The sequence below is a fragment of the Stenotrophomonas sp. 2694 genome, assembly GCF_040548715.1.
Taxonomy (GTDB): domain Bacteria; phylum Pseudomonadota; class Gammaproteobacteria; order Xanthomonadales; family Xanthomonadaceae; genus Stenotrophomonas; species Stenotrophomonas indicatrix.
Genome location: NZ_JBEPSG010000002.1, coordinates 198,921 through 216,192, shown reverse-complemented (window position 1 = coordinate 216,192; position 17,272 = coordinate 198,921). Strand labels below are relative to the sequence as shown.

General features: G+C 67.6%; 12 protein-coding genes. 5 read left to right on the top strand and 7 right to left on the bottom strand.

What is annotated here, in order from left to right:
• Position 1: 1 nt before the first annotated feature.
• Positions 2-2,884, bottom strand: coding sequence for an autotransporter domain-containing protein (locus ABIA73_RS03755; protein ID WP_354275450.1), 2,883 nt, complete (start codon positions 2,882-2,884; stop codon positions 2-4).
• A gap of 267 nt (positions 2,885-3,151) precedes the next feature.
• On the opposite strand from ABIA73_RS03755, the gene ABIA73_RS03750 reads away from it, so the two are divergent.
• The 5 genes from ABIA73_RS03750 (at position 3,152) to ABIA73_RS03730 (ending at position 9,157) form a co-directional block, all read left to right on the top strand.
• Positions 3,152-3,652 carry an RNA polymerase sigma factor gene (locus ABIA73_RS03750; protein ID WP_080149532.1) on the top strand — a complete coding sequence of 167 codons (501 nt, stop codon included), beginning with the start codon at positions 3,152-3,154 and terminating at the stop codon, positions 3,650-3,652.
• Positions 3,649-4,617 (top strand): FecR family protein, encoded by a 969-nt coding sequence (locus ABIA73_RS03745; RefSeq protein WP_033830634.1) that lies wholly within the window; start codon positions 3,649-3,651, stop codon positions 4,615-4,617. The genes ABIA73_RS03750 and ABIA73_RS03745 overlap by 4 nt, the downstream gene beginning before the upstream one ends.
• Positions 4,618-4,934: 317 nt before the next feature.
• Complete coding sequence (locus ABIA73_RS03740; protein WP_502960545.1) at positions 4,935-7,442, top strand: TonB-dependent receptor plug domain-containing protein; 2,508 nt, start codon at positions 4,935-4,937, stop codon at positions 7,440-7,442.
• Positions 7,443-7,487: 45 nt separating this feature from the next.
• Positions 7,488-8,456, top strand: a complete 969-nt coding sequence (locus ABIA73_RS03735; RefSeq protein WP_354275448.1) for a hypothetical protein — start codon at positions 7,488-7,490, stop codon at positions 8,454-8,456.
• On the top strand, positions 8,453-9,157 hold the full coding sequence (locus ABIA73_RS03730; RefSeq protein WP_301867314.1) for a hypothetical protein: 705 nt from the start codon (positions 8,453-8,455) through the stop codon (positions 9,155-9,157). Before ABIA73_RS03735 ends, ABIA73_RS03730 begins: the two co-directional genes overlap by 4 nt.
• Positions 9,158-9,165: 8 nt before the next feature.
• Here ABIA73_RS03730 and ABIA73_RS03725 read toward each other — a convergent pair whose 3' ends face one another.
• The 6 genes from ABIA73_RS03725 to ABIA73_RS03700 form a co-directional block, all read right to left on the bottom strand.
• Positions 9,166-9,831, bottom strand: a complete 666-nt coding sequence (locus ABIA73_RS03725; RefSeq protein WP_080149410.1) for a lysoplasmalogenase — start codon at positions 9,829-9,831, stop codon at positions 9,166-9,168.
• On the bottom strand, positions 9,828-11,711 hold the full coding sequence (locus ABIA73_RS03720; protein ID WP_354275447.1) for a M61 family metallopeptidase: 1,884 nt from the start codon (positions 11,709-11,711) through the stop codon (positions 9,828-9,830). Before ABIA73_RS03720 ends, ABIA73_RS03725 begins: the two co-directional genes overlap by 4 nt.
• 250 nt (positions 11,712-11,961) lie before the next feature.
• On the bottom strand, positions 11,962-12,912 hold the full coding sequence (ispH, locus tag ABIA73_RS03715) for a 4-hydroxy-3-methylbut-2-enyl diphosphate reductase (RefSeq protein ID WP_088100521.1): 951 nt from the start codon (positions 12,910-12,912) through the stop codon (positions 11,962-11,964).
• Between the two features lie 27 nt (positions 12,913-12,939).
• Positions 12,940-13,464 carry a signal peptidase II gene (gene lspA, locus ABIA73_RS03710; protein WP_032975973.1) on the bottom strand — a complete coding sequence of 175 codons (525 nt, stop codon included), beginning with the start codon at positions 13,462-13,464 and terminating at the stop codon, positions 12,940-12,942.
• Positions 13,464-16,295: an isoleucine--tRNA ligase gene (ileS, locus tag ABIA73_RS03705; RefSeq protein ID WP_313283611.1), complete on the bottom strand. Its 2,832-nt coding sequence runs from the start codon at positions 16,293-16,295 to the stop codon at positions 13,464-13,466. Before ileS ends, lspA begins: the two co-directional genes overlap by 1 nt.
• The gene (locus ABIA73_RS03700; protein ID WP_025873849.1) at positions 16,292-17,239 is read right to left on the bottom strand and encodes a bifunctional riboflavin kinase/FAD synthetase; all 948 of its coding nucleotides are present in this window, start codon (positions 17,237-17,239) and stop codon (positions 16,292-16,294) included. Before ABIA73_RS03700 ends, ileS begins: the two co-directional genes overlap by 4 nt.
• Positions 17,240-17,272: the final 33 nt, after the last annotated feature.

The window sequence follows — 17,272 nt, the reverse complement described above, 5'->3', positions numbered from 1 at the left end:
CTTAGAACGTATAGCCCAGGCCCAGCATCACGCCGTTCTGCAGCTGGCCGTCGCGGCGCTCGCCCACGTAGTCGACCATCACCGACAGGCGATCGGTGGCGCGGCTGGTCACACCCAGGTTCCAGGCCAGCACCTGCTCGCCCACGGTCTGGCTGCTGGCACCGAACACCAGGTCCGGCGCAGCGGCGAAGCCGGTGCTGTAACGGGCCTGGGTGTCGCCCAGTTCCTTCTGCCAGACAACGCGCGCGCGCGGGGTGATGCGCTCGCCGTTGTTGCCCTCGAAGGTCTTGAACAGCTGCAGGCCCGCACCAACGCGGATGCTCTCCAGGCTGTCACCACGACCCACCAGTGCGCCGGCACCCTGCCCTTCATTGAAACGGGTGGCCGAGGTGCGCGCGTAATCGACCACCGGCAGCAGCGGCTGGATCACTACGCCCTTGGCGGTGGTGAACGAGAAGCCGTGCTCCAGCCGGGCCGAAATCGCATCGTTGTTGTACTTGGCACGCAACGGACCCTGCAGGCCGTCGATGCCATCGATGCTGCGGCGGGTGTCGTGGCGCAGATCGGTATAGCGCACCGAGGCCGACAGGTAGCCACGCGAGTAGGTGGCATCCAGGTAGCCGCCCACATCCAGCGCGCGCACGTCGCCGCTGAAACCGGAACCATCGCGGCCCTTGGTCGACATGTCCGCGGCGGCAACGCTGACGCCCAGCGTCACCCGGTCATCAGCCAGCTGCGTATCGGCACCGAGCACGATGCCGCCGACGGTATGGCTCAGTCCGGCCACGCCGCCCTCGCCGTCGATGCGGCCATGGCTGCCGAAACCGCGGCCCCAGAGGCCATGGCTGCGCGGCGCTTCGCCGCCGTAACTCGTGCCGCCGGCGCTCGCCGCCGGCTCCACCAGATGCATCGCCAACTGGTTGAACAGACTGCCATTGGCCATGCCCGGCTGTGCCGACGCCGCCTGCGCGGCCTGCGCGGCCAAACCACCGGCGTCACCGCTGCCGCTGCGTCGTGCGGCCTGGTGCTGCTGCACCACGCTGCCGATGCTGCCGACCAGCGCGTTGTCGGCCAGGCGCAGGCTGGCGTGGCCATCACCACGCAGTGCACCGGCCTGCTGGGCGATCACATCGCGGTCAGCGAACTGCAGCGCCCCCAGCAGCGGCTTCAGGCCGGCATCCTGGCGCTGGCCGGCAGTGGCCAGCGCGCGACCGAGACCATCGTTGCCGTTGTTGCCGGTGAGCTGCGCGAGCTGGTCGAAGCCGGGGTTGGCGGTCAGCGACAGGCCCTCGGCAGTCTGGTTGATGTTGAAGCTCAGCAACGAGTTGTGACGCGGCCGGAACACCTCGCCGTTGGTGATGCTGGCCGTATAGCCGGTGTCGCCCAGGCGCACCGCATCGGTGAAGCCCTGGAAGATCGGGCCGCTGACCAGCTCGCGCTGGTAGTTGCCGGCGTAGAAGCCCTGCGCCACGTTCAGTTCAAGGTGGGCGCCCGGCGAGATGACCAGCGCACCCTCGTTGGCGCCGCTGTCGTAGAAGTCGCCCACGCGCAAACGGCCACTGTTGGCGCCGCCTGCCTCGGTGACGTCGAACAGCACCTTGCCGCCCGGCATGATGTTGACGTAGCCATGGGTGACCAGGTCACCACCACGCGGCATCAGGGTGCCGTACACGCGCAGGCGGTTGAAGCCATCCTCGCGGTACGACGGGCCGGTGCCATCGAGCAGTGCGTTCGAGTCGGTGGCAACCGAGGCGATGTCGCCGTGGCCGACCACCATGCCGGCCGCCAGCACGCGCAGCTCCGGGGTGCGCAACGCGCCGCCTTCCAGGGCGATGGTGCCGTTCTCCACCAGCATGAAATCGGCGCCGGTGGTTTCGGCGGTGCGCCAGGTGCCGCCCTTGGCGACGCGGATCACGCCAGCCGAATTGCCCAGCGTGGAGGCGTCCAGTTCATCCAGGCGCAGCTGGCCCAGAAGGAGCTGCCGTGTACCCGGATCGTTGAGGTAATCCTGCACCGAAGCCGGGCCGATGCCGTTCGGGCCGGCGCTGGAGCGGTTGTAGATGTTCACCGCATAGTTGATGTACGTGGTGGCGAAGTCGGTATCGTTCCAGCGCGCGAAGTCGTCATCGACGAACGCCTGTAGCTGGCGCGCAGTGCGCAGGTAGCCTGGATTGATGTCGCCGCTGACATTGCCGGTGACCGTCAGGGTATCGCCCGGATCGCGGTAACCGGCGGCGGTGATGATGTTGTTGCTGTAGATGTCCTGGCCGGGGAAGGTCTCCAGCCTGCGGCCGCTGCCATCGGGATCGAAGCTGACCGAAGCGCCGGTGGTCCGGGCCGGGTCGCGGAACACCAGCAGGCCGTTGGGCTGCACCACCTCGTACATGGCCTTGTGCAGCAGGCCGGCGTCCATGCCGCCGCCGTAGTTGCCGGTGTAGATCTCGGTCATCCGCGGCGACGGCGTGTAGATCACCTTGCCACTGTTGCTGGCAGCGTGGATCTGCACCGAGTCGACCAGCGGCAGGTCGCCGGCCAGGTAACGTTCGACGCCACCGGACTGCATGATCGAGCAGGACGAGATGCAGTGGCCGGACACGATGGTGTTCAGGCCGTTGGTGCGGATCACGCCCTGCAGCCACTCACCCGCGATCAGCGCGCCACCATTGGAGGTGCGCAGCACGACTTCGCGGATCGGGCGGCCTTCGGCCTGCGCTTTGGCCAGCAGCGCCGGCAGCGCGACGACGTCGGCGACGGTGACACCGCCACTCAGCACGACGCGATCGCCCTGCACGTGATAATTCATTGCCATGACGTCATCCATCTGGCCCAGGGTCGCGATACCCACCAGGCCTGCCAGGGCGATGCTCAACTTCGAATGCTTCATTGCGTTCTCTCTCTCCGCCCGCACCACGCGGGTCGAAAGCAGAACGCAGCAGCGGGCTCGACGCCCCCAGTCGACGGCGAGAAAAAACATGAATGCATTCACAATGGAAATGCGGAAGAAACGTGGGCTTCCCCATCCGGTCACCGTCGCGTAAAACTCGGTGACGCGTCCGTCATCGTCGTCCGAGGCCCTCCCCTGTCCGCGCCCTCCCCTTTGCTCCGTCCTGCGCCGGATCTGCCCGGGGTTCCGGATGCCTTCATCGCATTCGTGCGCGAGGAACGCGCGCCGCTGTGCGCTTTCCTGCGCGCCCGCGGTGTCGGCCCCGAGGATGCCGAGGACATCGCCCAGGACTGCATGGAGCGCCTGATCCGCTATCGCGCGCACGGCACCGAGGAGCTGCGGCTGCTGCTGTACCGCATTGCCCGCAACCGCCTGGCAGACCGCGGGCGCTCGCCACAATCGCGCAACCACCTGTCGCTGACCGAACGCGACGGCAACGAAGAAGCCGCCAGTGCTTCTCCTGATCCGCTGCGTCAGGCAGAATCCGGGCAGATGCTCGCCCTGCTGCGCCAGGCACTGTTCAAGCTGCCCGAACGTGCCCGCGAGGTGTATCTGCTCAACCGCATCACCGGGATGAGCTATACACAGATCGCCCGGCATTGCGGCATCACCGCCAAGACCGTGGAAAAACACATTGCCCGTGCATTGCAGGGCCTGCGCAAGGAGCTGGGCCCCGATCCTCTCCACAATGATGGAGATGCCGAATGATCCGCAACGACAACAGGGATGACACGTTGCTTTTTGAACACGCAAGCGCCTGGGTAGCCCGGCTGGACGCCCCCGACTGCAGCGCCGAAGAACGGCAGTCCTTCGAGGACTGGTTGGCCGAGGATCCGGCACATGTCAGCGCGTGGGTGCAGGCCGAGAAGCTGCACCAGCGCAGCGCCGGCCTGGCCAGCGACCCGTGGCTGCGCACCGCCGCCGCGCGTGCGGCACGCCGGCCGCAGCGCCGCTGGCTGCCCGGTGTCGCCGCCGCTGCAGGCGTGTGCCTGGCCGTTGGCCTGGGCTGGATGCTGTACACCGATGGCAACCCCACACCGCTGACCTACGCCAACGCCAGCCTGCTGCCGCAGCAGCGCACCCTGGCCGATGGCAGCATCGCCACCCTCGACGCCGGCACCACGCTGACCGCACGCTTCGGCTGGCGCAAGCGCGAACTGGCGCTGGAACACGGTCGCATCCAGCTGCAGGTCGAACCGTCATCGCGCTCGCTGCGGGTGCAGGCCGGCGGCAGTTCGATCCGCGATATCGGCACCACCTTCCAGGTTGAACGCCTGGCTGACGGCCGGGTCGAGGTCGCGCTGCTGGAAGGCGTGGTGGAAGTCACCAGTGGCAGCGCGCAGCACACGCTCTCGCCGGGCCAGCAGCTGCAGGTCCTGGCCTCCGGCAAGATCCAACCCGGCCCGCAGCTGTCCTCGACTGCCGCCGCCGAGGCTTGGCCGCAGGGCAAGCTGGTGTTCGACGGCACGCCCCTGGCCACTGTGGTCGAGCGCATGAACCGCTATGGCAGCACGCCACTGGTGGTCGCCGACCCGGATATCGCCGACCTCGCGGTCAGCGGCACCTTCCGTGCAGGCGACGCGCATGAACTGCTTTCCGCCCTGGAACTGGGGTGGTCCATTGCTGGCCAGCCGCGCTCGGATGGCGCGCTGGAACTGCGCCGCACCTACTGAGGCGGCGGCCGATGCCGGCGCCTGGTGTGCTTCGTTGGGACGTGCTTCGGTGGGACGTGCTGCGCTGGGGTCTGCTGCAGGCCCTGTTGTGCGTTGTGCTGGTGCCCGGTGCGGCGGCAACGGCGGCGTCAGCAGAAGCCGTCAGACAGGTCGACTACCGGATCGCTCCTGGCGCCCTGCCGCCGGCCCTGCAGCAATGGGCACGCCAGAGTGGCATTGCCCTGGTGTTCGACGCACGTGAACTGACCGGCCTGCGCACCGGCGGTGTCGCCGGCTCGCTGGCGCCGGCCGCCGCACTCAAGCAGCTGGTCGCCGGCATGCCGGTGAACATCCTGCAGACCCCCAGCGGCGGATTCGTGGTGCGCCGGCACGCTGCCCCACCCGCCGTGGTCGCGCAGCCGGTACGGCGGCCACCGCCGCCCGCGCCAGCGAAGCCGGTGCAGGTGGAACTGGCGCCGATCCATGTCACCGGCAGCCGCTTGCCGCGCACCTCCGTGCAGACCACGCTGCCGGTAACGGTGATCGATCGCGAGGACATCCTGCGCAGCGGCTACGGCACGCTGTTCGACCTGTTGCGCCACCTGCCCGGCATGAACGGCCATCCGCCATTGAGCACCTCGCGCAGCGGCGACTCGCTGTACCTGCCGGTCGGCGCGGCCGCCACCACCAGCCTGGACGGCATGGGCCCGCGCGCAACCCTGTTCCTGGTCAACGGCCGGCGCCTGCCGCGGTATCCGATGGTGTCGCTGGAAGAAGGCGGGCTGACCGATCTGGGAGGCATTCCGCTCAGCTTCGTCGAGCGCATCGAGCTGGTGCGTGGCGGTGCTTCGGCCATCTACGGCGCCGATGCGATGTCCGGCGTGGTCAACATCATTCTGCGTGACCAGGCCGAGGGACCGGAAGCCACGCTGCAATCGGGTGCCAGCAGCCGCGGTGATGGCGATCAGTACCGGCTGCAGGCGGCCACGGGCGGCGTGCGCGAAGGCGGCGACCGCTGGTTCGCCGGCATCGATCTGCATCGCCTGCAGCATGTGGCCGGTGACCAGCGCGACTGGCATGCGGAAACCTCGCTGTACCCGATCGGGCTGATCATGCCCAACGGTGATTACTACCCGGCCACGCAGTGCCATCCGCCATTGCAGAGCGAAGACGACGGCTGCTGGTTCGACAACGCGCGCCCGCGCTCGCTGCAACCGGCGTCGGAAACGCTGTCCGGCTACCTGCGTTATCGCCACGAACGCGGTGACGGACGCTACGCCTACGTGGAAGCACGCGCCAGCCACAACCGCCAGCGTTTCGAGCTGGGCCCGACCGCCGTTGCCCTCAATTTCAGCCGTGGCGCGATCCTCAACGTGGTCCTGCAGGAAGGCGGCGAAGTGCGCCCGCGCGTGCATGCCACCGAAGGCGACATCAGTTTCGGCATGGGACGTGAGCGCGCCGGCCGCAGTTGGGATGCTGGCCTCAGCGCGCAGCGCAGCCAGGTGGACCTGCGCACCGAAGGCACCGTGCGCAGCGAACGCCTGCTGGAAGCAGCACGCACGCTGGACTTCCTGCCCGGGTTTTCCACCCTGCCGGCGGGGCTGGCAGAGGAGCTGTTCCCGGCCATCCACAACCGCGGACGTACCGAGCAGTGGCAGGGCTGGTGGGGCATGCAGCGCACCCTGATGACACTGCCCGGCGGAGCAGCACAACTGGCCACCGGTATCGATCTGCGCCGCGAGCGCTGGACCTCGCTGCCCGATCCGCTGCTGGGCAAGGGCGAGCTGGCGCTGGGACTGCCGATGGAGCAACGCCGGCTGTCGCGGCAGAGCAACGCCGCTTACGCCGAAGTGGGCCTGCCGTTGGCGCCGACACTGCGCCTGGACGTGGCCGCGCGACTGGACCGCGATGGCGGTGACACTGCGTTTTCGCCGCGTGCCGGCCTGCGCTGGAGCCCCAGCCCGCACTGGTCGTTCCTGCTGGCCAGTGGCCGCGGCTACCGCGCTCCCAGCATCTTCGAGCGCCGGCGGCCACCGGGCTACTTCGGCCTGTATGGCCTGCCCGCCTCGGAGTCCCTGCCGCCGTGCGCGCGCCCGCTGCGCGATGGCGGCTGCGCGGTGGAAGTGGAGGTGGCGGAGAACGATGGGCTGAAAGCCGAGACCTCGCGCAGCCACTCGCTGGCCGCCAGCTGGACACCCAACGATGCGTTCTCGCTGTCACTGACCCACAACATCGTCGAACTGCGCAACGAGATCCTCGCCCTGCAACCCAGCGATGCCCTGTGGAATCCCGGCACCTGGGAACTGGATGAGCAGGGTCGCCTGCGTGATCTTCGCTTGTCATTCGACAACATCGGCCGCACCACCTCGCGCAACTGGGTACTGCGCGGCGAGTACCGGGTGGATACCGGCCGCAACGGGCAGTGGCTGTTCTCGCTGGATGCGTTGAAACAGCAGGAGCTGCGTCGTGATCGCGGCCATGGCGAATCGGTGGACCTGCGCGGGCATGCCACGCCGGCGAACGCGGGCATCCTCAACGTACAGTGGCAGAACCCGTCCTGGGACATCGCCCTGCGAGGCAACCGCGTCGGCCGCACCCGCGCATGGCTGGCCGGTGAAGCGTGCGCGCAGGAGCAGCATGACCAGGGCCGTTGCATGAACCCGGCGCAGCTGCGCTGGAACCTGCATCTGGCGCGGCGGCTGAGCCCGCGCGTGATTGCCGCACTGGACGTGCACAACCTGCTTGATACGCGGCCGGTGAACCACCTGGTCGGCAGCGGCGGGCAGATGCCCGGGCTGGACGATCCACTCGGGCGCTACTTCCTGCTGACCCTGCAATTCCGCTGAGCGTAGTACCCTACGCCGCCTGTTCCACGGCGTCGAAGGCGAGTCATGAAAGCCTACCTCTGGTTCCTGGGCGCGCTCATGCTGTTCTTCGCGCTGCCCTTCCCCTGCCTGCTCTACTTCGGCACCAGCTGGCCGCTGGAAGCGGGCGACCGCAGCGCGCCCTGGCTGGCACTGGCCCTGCTGGCGACGTCGCTGACGCTGTGGCTGGTGCTGCTGTACGCCTTCCTGCATTACCTGCTGCTGGCGCCACCCCGTGCGTTGCAACGTGTGCGCGGCATCCTGGCCGACGGCACACCACGCAACGCACGCATCGAGCAGGCCGAACAGACCGGCGTGCAGGTGCGCGGCTTCGCGCAGTGGCGGCTGCAGCTGGCCTTCGACAATCTGTCCGGCACCCCGATCACCGAAACGCTGGTCGTGGTCGACAGCAAGCCACAGCTGCAGCGCTTCACCGTGGGCAGCCAGCTGGAGGTGCTGCTCAGCCCCACACCCGGCCCCGCGCCCAACCTGATGCTGGCAGGATCGCAACCGGAACTGGACCGCGCCAGCCTGTGGCGCCGCGGCATCGGCGGCCTGATCGGCATTGTCGTGGTCGCTGCCGCGTACGTCATGGCCTATCGCCTGCAGAGCGATGGACTGGGCTGGACGTTCCTGGGCTTCGGCCATCCGCTGCTGGTCTGCCCGCTGGTGCTGTGCGGCTACCTGATCGGCCTGCGTCTGCTGGCGCGCCTGCTGGCCGGCACACTGCAGATCGACGCGCGCGGCGAAGCGCTCAAGTACCGTGGTATCGGCGCCGAAGCGCGGGTGCTCGACGTGCGCCAGACCGGCACCTACGTCAACGAACAACCGCAGGTCGAGTTCAAGCTGGAATATCTCGACCGCGAGGGCAACGTGCAGCAGGCCAGCGTGCGCCGCTTCGTTGCGCTGCTCGAACTGGCCAACATTCCACGCGGGCAGGTCGACATCCTCTACGACCCGGATGATCGCCGCAGCGTGCGCATGGAGCACGCGTGAAGCGGCCCGTGTCCACGCCGCTGGTGTTCGCCGGGGTGGTGCTGGCCCTGGCCGGTGCCGCCATGGCAGGCGGCGCATTGCAGACCGTCAACGCGACCCTGCGTGGCGCCGCATCGACCGTGCCTGCGGATGCGTTGCAACAAGTCCCATGGGAACAACCGTTGCGAACGGCGGCCATCGCAACGCCACGGGCGGCGCCCGAACCGATGCCGCTGCCAAGGCGCGCGCGGCCGAACCTGCTGCTCGACAGCGAGCGCCTGCAGGTGGCACGGCAGGCGCTGGAGGCGATGCCCGGACTGGCCGGCGAACGCCTGGTCGTTTTCCACAGCATCCACTTCCATGACGACGGCCGCATCGACATCGACCTGGTCGATCCACAGCAGCCGGGCCACGTGGATAGTTATCACTACCAACGTGGACAATGGCGCAAGGGCGATGCGGTGAATCCGCAGCAGTTCGCGCCGACCATCACCCTGCGCCGCAGCAGCACCGCACTGGCCAACATCGATTTCGATGCCGTACCACGGGTGACGCAGGCCCTGCAGCAACAGCGCAATGCACTGATGCGCACGCCCGCCGACGTCGGCCATGTGTATGTGGTCATCCGCAAGGGCGGCAAGCTGGTGTGGTTGCCGGATGAAGTGGCCGGCGACCGCCAGACCGTGCGCCTGCGCTACGACGCCAAGGGCAACCTGCAGTAGAAAAAGGGCTATCTCACCGAGCGGGCGATGGCGTACTGCGCAGCGTAGTAGGTGGACAGCACCAGCAGGCTGGCCATCGGCAGGCCACCGCCGAAGCGATCCCACGCCAGCAATGAATCACTGGCCACGAACAGCAGTGCGCCAGCGGCAGCCCAACGCGCGCTGCCCGCTTCCAGTGCGTCGACGTGTGGCCGCTTCCAGTAGCGGGCCAGTGCCAGCACTGCCATCAGCGCCAGCACCACGACATAGGCCAGCACCGGAACGCGCATCGGCAGCGGTAGATGCGGCCACAGGCCGGTGACGTTGATCGAAGCGAATGCGGCAAGCAGCACGAAGGCAGCGAGCAATCCGCGGCCCGCGCGCAGGCCGGCACGGAACGCGGCGATGTAGCACAGGTGCGCCAGCAGGAAGGCCACCAGGCCTGGCACGAACGCGTCGATCGGCAGCATCAGCGCGATATCACCTGCACAGGACAACAGCATGCCGGCCAGCACCGCACGCCGGTAGAACGCATCGCCCGCCGGCCGCGCCTGCCAGGCGATGGCGGCGATCAGCAGCGTGGTCGCCGGCTTGGCCAACCAGTGCAGCCAGCGCCCGTCGCCGTCCAGGTAGGCGCCGATGATGGCCAGCACGGCCACCACCAGGATCAACCCATCGCGCGTGCGCAGCTTCATCGTGCCTTCCACAGCTCTGCAAGGCGATCCGGGCGGCCGGCGATGCGCTCCAGCACCGGATACTGCAGGCCACCGTGGTAGTCGATCTTCATCGTGTCGATGCGGTCGAACTGCTTGACCAGCAGCGTGACCGGCGCCTTGTCAGTGGCGGCCGCAGCCACCGCGTCCTTCAAGCGCTGGCTGCTGTACTCGCGGCCGCCGACCGCAATCACCTTCATGCCCGGCGCCAGGCCGGCATTGAACGCCGGGCTGTCCCAGATCACGTCGCCGACCACGCCGCTGTCGAGCACGGTCGCGCCTAGCGAATAGGCGAGCAGCGCCGCCTTGGCGCGCTTTTCCTGCGCCTTGTAGGCGTCATTCGGAGTATCGCGGTAGGCCAGCTTCCAGCCCGCCAGTTCCAGGCCACCGGTCAACGAACCATGGCCGTCCAGGCGACCGCGCAGGAACGTCGCCCAGTCGTACGGCGCGATGCCGTTCAAGGTCGCGACCACGTCGTCGAAGGTGTAGGGATTGACGTCCCAGTCGCCGTTGCCGACCCCGAAGAAGGCGCGCGCGAAATCATCCAGGCTGCGCCGGTTACCACTCAGTTCGCGCAGCTTGCCCTCCACTTCCAGCCACAGCATCTGGCCGCCGGAGTAGTAGTCCTCGCTCATCTGGTAGTTGCGATAAGGCAGCGTGCGACGCTGGGCGATGGTCGGGTCGTTGGTGGTGTCCTGCAGCGGTCGCCAGGCCAGGCCCGGGCGACCACGATCATAGGTGGCCGCCACATTGGCCAGCATGTCGCGCGCCTGCTCGCTGGACCACAGCCCCGAACGTGCGGCCAGTACCTGGCCCCAGAACTGGGTCTGCCCTTCGTACACCCACAACAGGCTGTCGCCCATCGGCGTATTGAAGTTGGCCGTGGCCAGGTCGGCACCACGACGGTACTTGCCGTTCCACGAGTGGGTGTACTCATGCGGCAGCAGGTCGCGCATCCACGCGTTGCTGTCCCACTCGGTGAAGTAGCCCGGGTCGGCGCTGTTCTCGCTGGAACGATGGTGCTCCAGACCGATGCCGCCGAGGCGATCGGTCAGCGCAAGCAGGAATTCGTAGTGGTCGTAGTGGCGCGCGCCGTACAGCTTGTCCGCCTGCTGCACCAGCGCACGGTGCGCCTTCAGCTGCGCGTCGGTCGGCTTCAGCGATTTGGCATCGTCGGCGAACACGTTCAGATGTACCGGCGCCTTCGCGCCCGGGTCGAGGTCGATGCGCTGGTGATGCTCACCGGCAAACAGCGGCGAATCGACCAGGTGGTCATAGGAAATCGGCTTGAACACCACGGTGTCGCCATCGCGGCGTGCGGTTTCCAGTGCGGTCGCGTAGGCCCAGCCCTTGGGCAGGGTCACGCTGGCCTGCGCCTGCAGGTTGCGCGCGTCCACGCCGGCCGGATACAGCGAGTTGGCGTTCCACTGCAGGTTGAGCATTTCCGGGGTCATCACCACCCGGCCCTGGCTGCCGCCCTGCGAGGACAGGAAGTCGAAGTGGGCGACGATCTCACTCACGCCCGCCGGCACATCCACCTTGAACGCGTACACGTTGTACTGGTCGCGCTGCCAGGCCAGCGGCTTGCCGTTGGCAGTGACGCGCAGGCCGGCCAGCTTGTCGATCGGGCCGGTGGGCGAATGGTTGCCGGGAATCCACTGCGGGTACAGCAGGGTCATCGGGCCAGGCTTGGCCGGTACGGTGGCAGTCACCTTGAAGATGCGCCGGGCCAGGTCGCGTGCATCGACGTCGATGCGCAGCAGGCCGGGGGCGGCGGTATCACCCGGTGGCGGAGTCTGCGCCAGCGCGGGCGTAGCCGCCAGCGCGAACAGCACGGACATCACCAGGGCACGGGTTTTCATCGGCAACTTCCAGCAGCGAAGGATTCCCCGATGCTAGGCCTGTGAGGTGCCGAGCCCCATGGCCGAAGGTCATGGTCAGTGGCGCATCGACCAGATGCGGCAAAGCCTCATCGGAGCGTCGGCGAAGACTGGCAGCATCCACGCATGGCGTGGATCTGCTGGAAAGCAGAGCAGTAGATCCACGCCATGCGTGGATGACGTACAGCCGACAGTGCGAACCAGGGTTCGCACCCACCGGCAGCGCTGCCGGTCAGTCGACCAGGCGCAGGCGCAGTTCCTTCGGCAGCGCGAACACCATCGATTCCGGCTCGCCTTCCAGCTCGCCCACGCCGCTGGCGCCCAGCTCGGCCAGACGCGCCAGCACGCCATCGACCAGCACCTGCGGTGCCGAGGCACCAGCGGTCACGCCGATATGCTGCTTGCCCACCACCCAGGCCGGGTCGATCTCGTGTGCACCGTCGATCAGGTAGCTCTCCACGCCTTCACGGCGGGCCAGCTCGCTCAGGCGGTTGGAATTGGAGCTGTTCGGCGAACCGACCACCAGCACCAGGTCACAGCGCTTGGCCAGGTCGCGCACGGCGTCCTGGCGGTTCTGCGTGGCGTAGCAGATGTCGTCGTTCTTCGGCCCCTGCATCGCCGGGTAGCGCTCGCGCAGCGCATCGATGATGCCGCGCGTGTCATCCACCGACAGCGTGGTCTGGGTGGTGTAGGCGAAGTTTTCCGGCTGGTTGATGTGCAAGGTGGCCACCTGCTCCACGTCCTCGACCAGGTAGATCTGGCCGGTACCCGCTTCGCGGTTCCACTGGCCCATGGTGCCTTCCACTTCCGGATGACCGGCGTGGCCGATCAGCACGACGTCACGGCCGGCACGGCAGTGACGGGCGACTTCGAAGTGGACCTTGGTCACCAGCGGACAGGTCGCATCGAACACTTTCAGGCCACGGCGCTCCGCTTCCTGGCGCACGGCCTGGGACACGCCATGGGCGCTGAAGATGACGGTGTTGTTGTCCGGCACTTCGTCGAGTTCTTCGACGAAGATCGCGCCACGCTGCTTCAGGTCATCGACCACGAAGCGGTTGTGCACCACTTCATGGCGGACATAGATGGGCGCGCCCAGCGTTTCGATCGCGCGCTTGACGATCTCGATCGCACGATCGACACCGGCACAGAATCCACGCGGGTTGGCGAGCAGCACATCCATCAGTTCAGTCTCCCGGCAGCGGCCGGCTTACGGTTTCGGATTGGCATTATCCGCCTTTTTGGCGGACTTGCCGTCGAACAGGCCGAACAGGGCGATGCCGACGGCACCCACCACGATGGCCGAATCGGCGATGTTGAACGACGGCCAGACATGCTCGCCGACGTACCACTGGATGAAATCCACCACGTGGCCATGCACCTGGCGGTCGATCACGTTGCCGATCGCACCGCCGATGATCAGCGCGTACGGCACGGCGGCCTTCCAGTTGCCACGGGCGGTCGCGCGCAGCCACCAGGCCATCAGGCCGCTGATGGCGATCGCCAGCACGGTGAAGAAATGCTTCTGCCAGCCACCGGCATCGCTCAGGAAGCTGAACGCTGCCCCGGTGTTGTAGGTGCGGTACCAGTTCCAGAAGCCGTCGATGACCACCACCGGCTGGAACTCCGGCAGGCTCGACAGCACCCAGGCCTTCGACCACTGGTCCAGGCCGATGATGACTGCCGACAGCAGCAGCCAGATCAGCGCATTGGGATGCGGGCGCGCGGCGGCCATCAGAACCAGCTCCGCACTTCGCCGGCACCGGCGACGTTGGTCACGCAGCGGCCGCACAGTTCCGGGTGGTCGGCATTGCTGCCGACGTCGGCACGGTGGTGCCAGCAGCGCACGCACTTGGCTTTCTGCGTCGGCTGCGCGCTGACGAACACCTCGTCGGTGGTCGCCGGACGCACCTGCACGTCACCGCTGATGAACAGGAAGCGCAGTTCATCGGCCAGCGGCTGCCAGCGGGTCGCCTGCTCTTCGCTGGCGGCGATGGTGATCTCCGCTTCCAGCGCGGCGCCGATCGCACCATTGGCGCGCATCGGCTCCAGCACCTTGGCCACCTGCTCGCGCAGGGCCAGCAGCTGGTCGAAGTCGACCGCGTTGAGCTGTGCGTCGGCCGGCAGCGGAGCCAGGCCCTCGTACCAGGTGGTGAACAGCACGTGGCCGGCACGGTCGCCCGGCAGATACCCCCACAGCTCATCGGCGGTGAAGGTCAGGATCGGCGCCACCCAGCGGGTGAACGCTTCGGCGATGTGGTACATCGCGCTCTGCGCCGAACGACGACCATCCGAATCGGTCGGCATCGTGTACAGGCGGTCCTTGGTCACGTCCAGGTACAGCGAGCCCAGGTCCACGCTGCAGAAGTTCAGCAGCAGCTGCACGATCTCGGCCATGTCGTAGTTGTCATACGCGGCCTTGATCTTCTCCTGCAGTTCCCAGGCCCGATGCACGATCCAGCGGTCCAGCGCGACCATCTCGTCGAGCGGGCGCAGGTGCTGGGCCGGATCGAAACCGTCCAGGTTGCCCAGCAGGAAGCGGGCGGTGTTGCGCAGGCGACGGTAGGCGTCGGCAGTGCGCTTGAGGATTTCCTGCGACAGCGACATCTCGTTGCTGTAGTCGGCCGAGGCGATCCACAGGCGCAGGATGTCCGCGCCCAGCTTGTTCATGATTTCCTGCGGCTCGATGCCGTTGCCCAGCGACTTGGACATCTTGCGGCCGTGCTCGTCCACGGTGAAACCGTGGGTGAGGCACTGCTTGTACGGCGCGCGCTTGTCGATGGCCACGCCGGTCAGCAGCGAGGACTGGAACCAGCCGCGATGCTGGTCCGAACCCTCCAGGTACAGGTCGGCCGGCTTGCCGAAGCCACGGGCAGCGAGCACCGCTTCGTGGGTCACGCCCGAGTCGAACCAGACATCAAGGATGTCGGTGACCTTCTCGTAGTCGGCCGCTTCAGCGCCCAGCAGTTCGGCCGCGTCCAGCGAGTACCACACGTCGATGCCTTCGGCCTGCACGCGGTCGGCCACCTGCTGCATCAGCTCCACCGAACGCGGGTGGATCTCGCCGGTCTGGCGATGGGTGAACAGTGCAATCGGAACGCCCCACGTGCGCTGGCGCGAGATGGTCCAGTCCGGGCGGCCGTCGACCATGCTCTGGATGCGCGCCTTGCCCCACGTCGGGAACCAGCCGACGGTGTCGATGGCGGCCAGCGCATCGCTGCGCAGATTGGCCTTGTCCATCGAGATGAACCATTGCGGGGTGGCGCGGAACACCACCGGCGTCTTGTGCCGCCAGCAGTGCGGGTAGCTGTGGCGGATCTCGACGAAGGCCAGCAGCGCGCCGCTGTCGCGCAGCACCTGCACGATCGCCTCCTGCGCCTTCCACAGGTGCTGGCCCGCCAGCACCACCTCGCCTGCCGGCGGCGTCGATTCCAGGTATACGCCACGGCCGTCAACCGGGGTCACCTGGCCGGCGTTGTACTTGTCCAGCAGGCCGTACTTCTGGCTGACCACATAGTCTTCCTGGCCGTGGCCGGGGGCGGTATGCACCGCACCGGTACCGTCCTCGTCGGACACGTGTTCGCCGTTGAGCACGAGGATCTCGCGCTCCGGGTAGAACGGATGGATCAGCAGCTGGTTTTCCAGCGCCGAACCTTCGGCCTCACCGTGCAGCACCACCGCGTCCACGCCGTAGCGCTGCAGCGAGCGCTCGGCCAGTGCAGCGGCCAGCACCAGCCAACGGCGCTTGCCGTTGTGCGCCGGGCCTTCGGCCAGCACGTAGCGGATGTCCGCGCCCAGCGATACCGCCAGCGAGGCCGGCAGCGTCCACGGGGTGGTGGTCCAGATCGGCACGGCCACTTCCACGTCGGCCGGCACGCTTACGCCGAACGCCTGCGCCACGGCCTGCGCATCGCGCGCGGTGTAGGCCACGTCGATCGCCGGCGAGGTCTTTTCCTGGTATTCGATCTCGGCCTCGGCCAGCGCCGAACCGCAATCGAAGCACCAGTACACCGGCTTGGCGCCGCGCAGCAGGTGGCCGTTGGCGATGACCTTGGACAGCGCGCGGATCTCGTTGGCCTCGAAATCGAAGCTCAGCGTCTTGTACGGGTTGTCCCAGTCGCCGGTGACGCCCAGGCGCTTGAAGTCGGCGCGCTGGATGTCGATCTGCTCCTCGGCGAACTCGCGGCACTTCTGCCGGAACGCGACCGCATCGAGCTTCACCCCGACCTTGCCCCACTTCTTTTCCACCGCGATTTCGATCGGCAGGCCATGGCAGTCCCAGCCCGGCACGTAGGGTGCATCGAAGCCGGCCAGGTAGCGCGACTTGACGATGATGTCCTTGAGGATCTTGTTGACCGCATGGCCCAGGTGGATACGCGCATTGGCGTACGGCGGGCCGTCATGCAGCACGAACAGCGGGCGGCCGGCGGCGTTGTCGCGCAGCTGCTGGTAGAGCCCCTGCTCTTCCCAGCGCGCCAGAATGCCCGGCTCGCGCTTGGGCAGGTCGCCGCGCATCGGGAATTCGGTGGCCGGCAGGTTGAGGGTGGTCTTGTAGTCCTGGCTCACGCAGTGGCTCGCAATCTATGTTCGGAAAGGATGGCACGCGCCTGTTCGGCGTCGCGGTGCATCTGGTCGGTCAGCGCCGCCAGATCGTTGAATTTCTCTTCGTCACGCAGTTTGGCAACGAATTCGACTTCGATGTGGCGCCCGTACAGGTCGCCCTGGAAATCGAACAGGTGCGCTTCCAGCAGCGGCTCCACGCCGTCCACGGTCGGCCGGGTGCCGAAACTGGACACCGACGGCCACGGCTGGTCGAACACCCCGTGCACCCAGGTCGCGTAGATGCCCGACAGTGCCGGGGTCTTCGGGAAACGCAGGTTGGCGGTGGGGAAGCCCAGCGTACGGCCGAGCTGGCGCCCGCGCACGACCCGCCCGCTGATCGAGTACGGGCGACCGAGCAGGTCGCCGACGCGGGCGAAGTCGCCTTCCTGCAGCAGCTGGCGGATACGGGTGCTGGAGATGCGGTCACCATGCAGGTCGACCGCTTCGATCTCGCCGGCGCTGAAACCGAGCTCGGCGCCCAGCGCCTGCAGCAGGGCCAGATCGCCACGGCGACGGTTGCCGAAACAGAACTCCGGCCCGATCCAGACCTCGCGGGCGTTCAGGCGCTGCGCCAGCAGCTGGCGCACGAAGGTTTCGGCGGGCATCGCCGCCATCGCCGCGTCGAAGCGCAGCAGGCCGATCGCATCAACGCCCAGTTCGTGCAGGATCTCGACCTTGCTGCGTGCCAGGGTCAACCGCGGCGGCGGCGTACCCTGGGCGAAGAACTCACGCGGCAAGGGCTCGAAGGCCACCGCCACCGCAGCCACACCCAAGGCGCGCGCACGCGCGACCGCGTGCCGCACCAGCGCACGATGGCCCAGGTGGAGGCCGTCGAATGCACCGATGCAGACCACGCTTCCGTTGGGGAACAGCTCCCCGCCCTCGACGCTTCTGAACAGCCTGCTCATCAACTCTCGTTCCGGCCGGCCGAAGCCCGCCCC

Coding starts and splice junctions, on each gene's coding strand:
- ABIA73_RS03755 (WP_354275450.1), bottom strand. CDS start 2,884: ATGAAGCATTCGAAGTTGAGCATCGCCCTGGCAGGCCTGGTGGGTATC.
- ABIA73_RS03745 (WP_033830634.1), top strand. CDS start 3,649: ATGATCCGCAACGACAACAGGGATGACACGTTGCTTTTTGAACACGCA.
- ABIA73_RS03740 (WP_502960545.1), top strand. CDS start 4,935: ATGCCGGTGAACATCCTGCAGACCCCCAGCGGCGGATTCGTGGTGCGC.
- ABIA73_RS03735 (WP_354275448.1), top strand. CDS start 7,488: ATGAAAGCCTACCTCTGGTTCCTGGGCGCGCTCATGCTGTTCTTCGCG.
- ABIA73_RS03725 (WP_080149410.1), bottom strand. CDS start 9,831: ATGAAGCTGCGCACGCGCGATGGGTTGATCCTGGTGGTGGCCGTGCTG.
- ABIA73_RS03720 (WP_354275447.1), bottom strand. CDS start 11,711: ATGAAAACCCGTGCCCTGGTGATGTCCGTGCTGTTCGCGCTGGCGGCT.
- ispH (WP_088100521.1), bottom strand. CDS start 12,912: ATGGATGTGCTGCTCGCCAACCCGCGTGGATTCTGTGCCGGTGTCGAT.
- lspA (WP_032975973.1), bottom strand. CDS start 13,464: ATGGCCGCCGCGCGCCCGCATCCCAATGCGCTGATCTGGCTGCTGCTG.
- ABIA73_RS03700 (WP_025873849.1), bottom strand. CDS start 17,239: ATGAGCAGGCTGTTCAGAAGCGTCGAGGGCGGGGAGCTGTTCCCCAAC.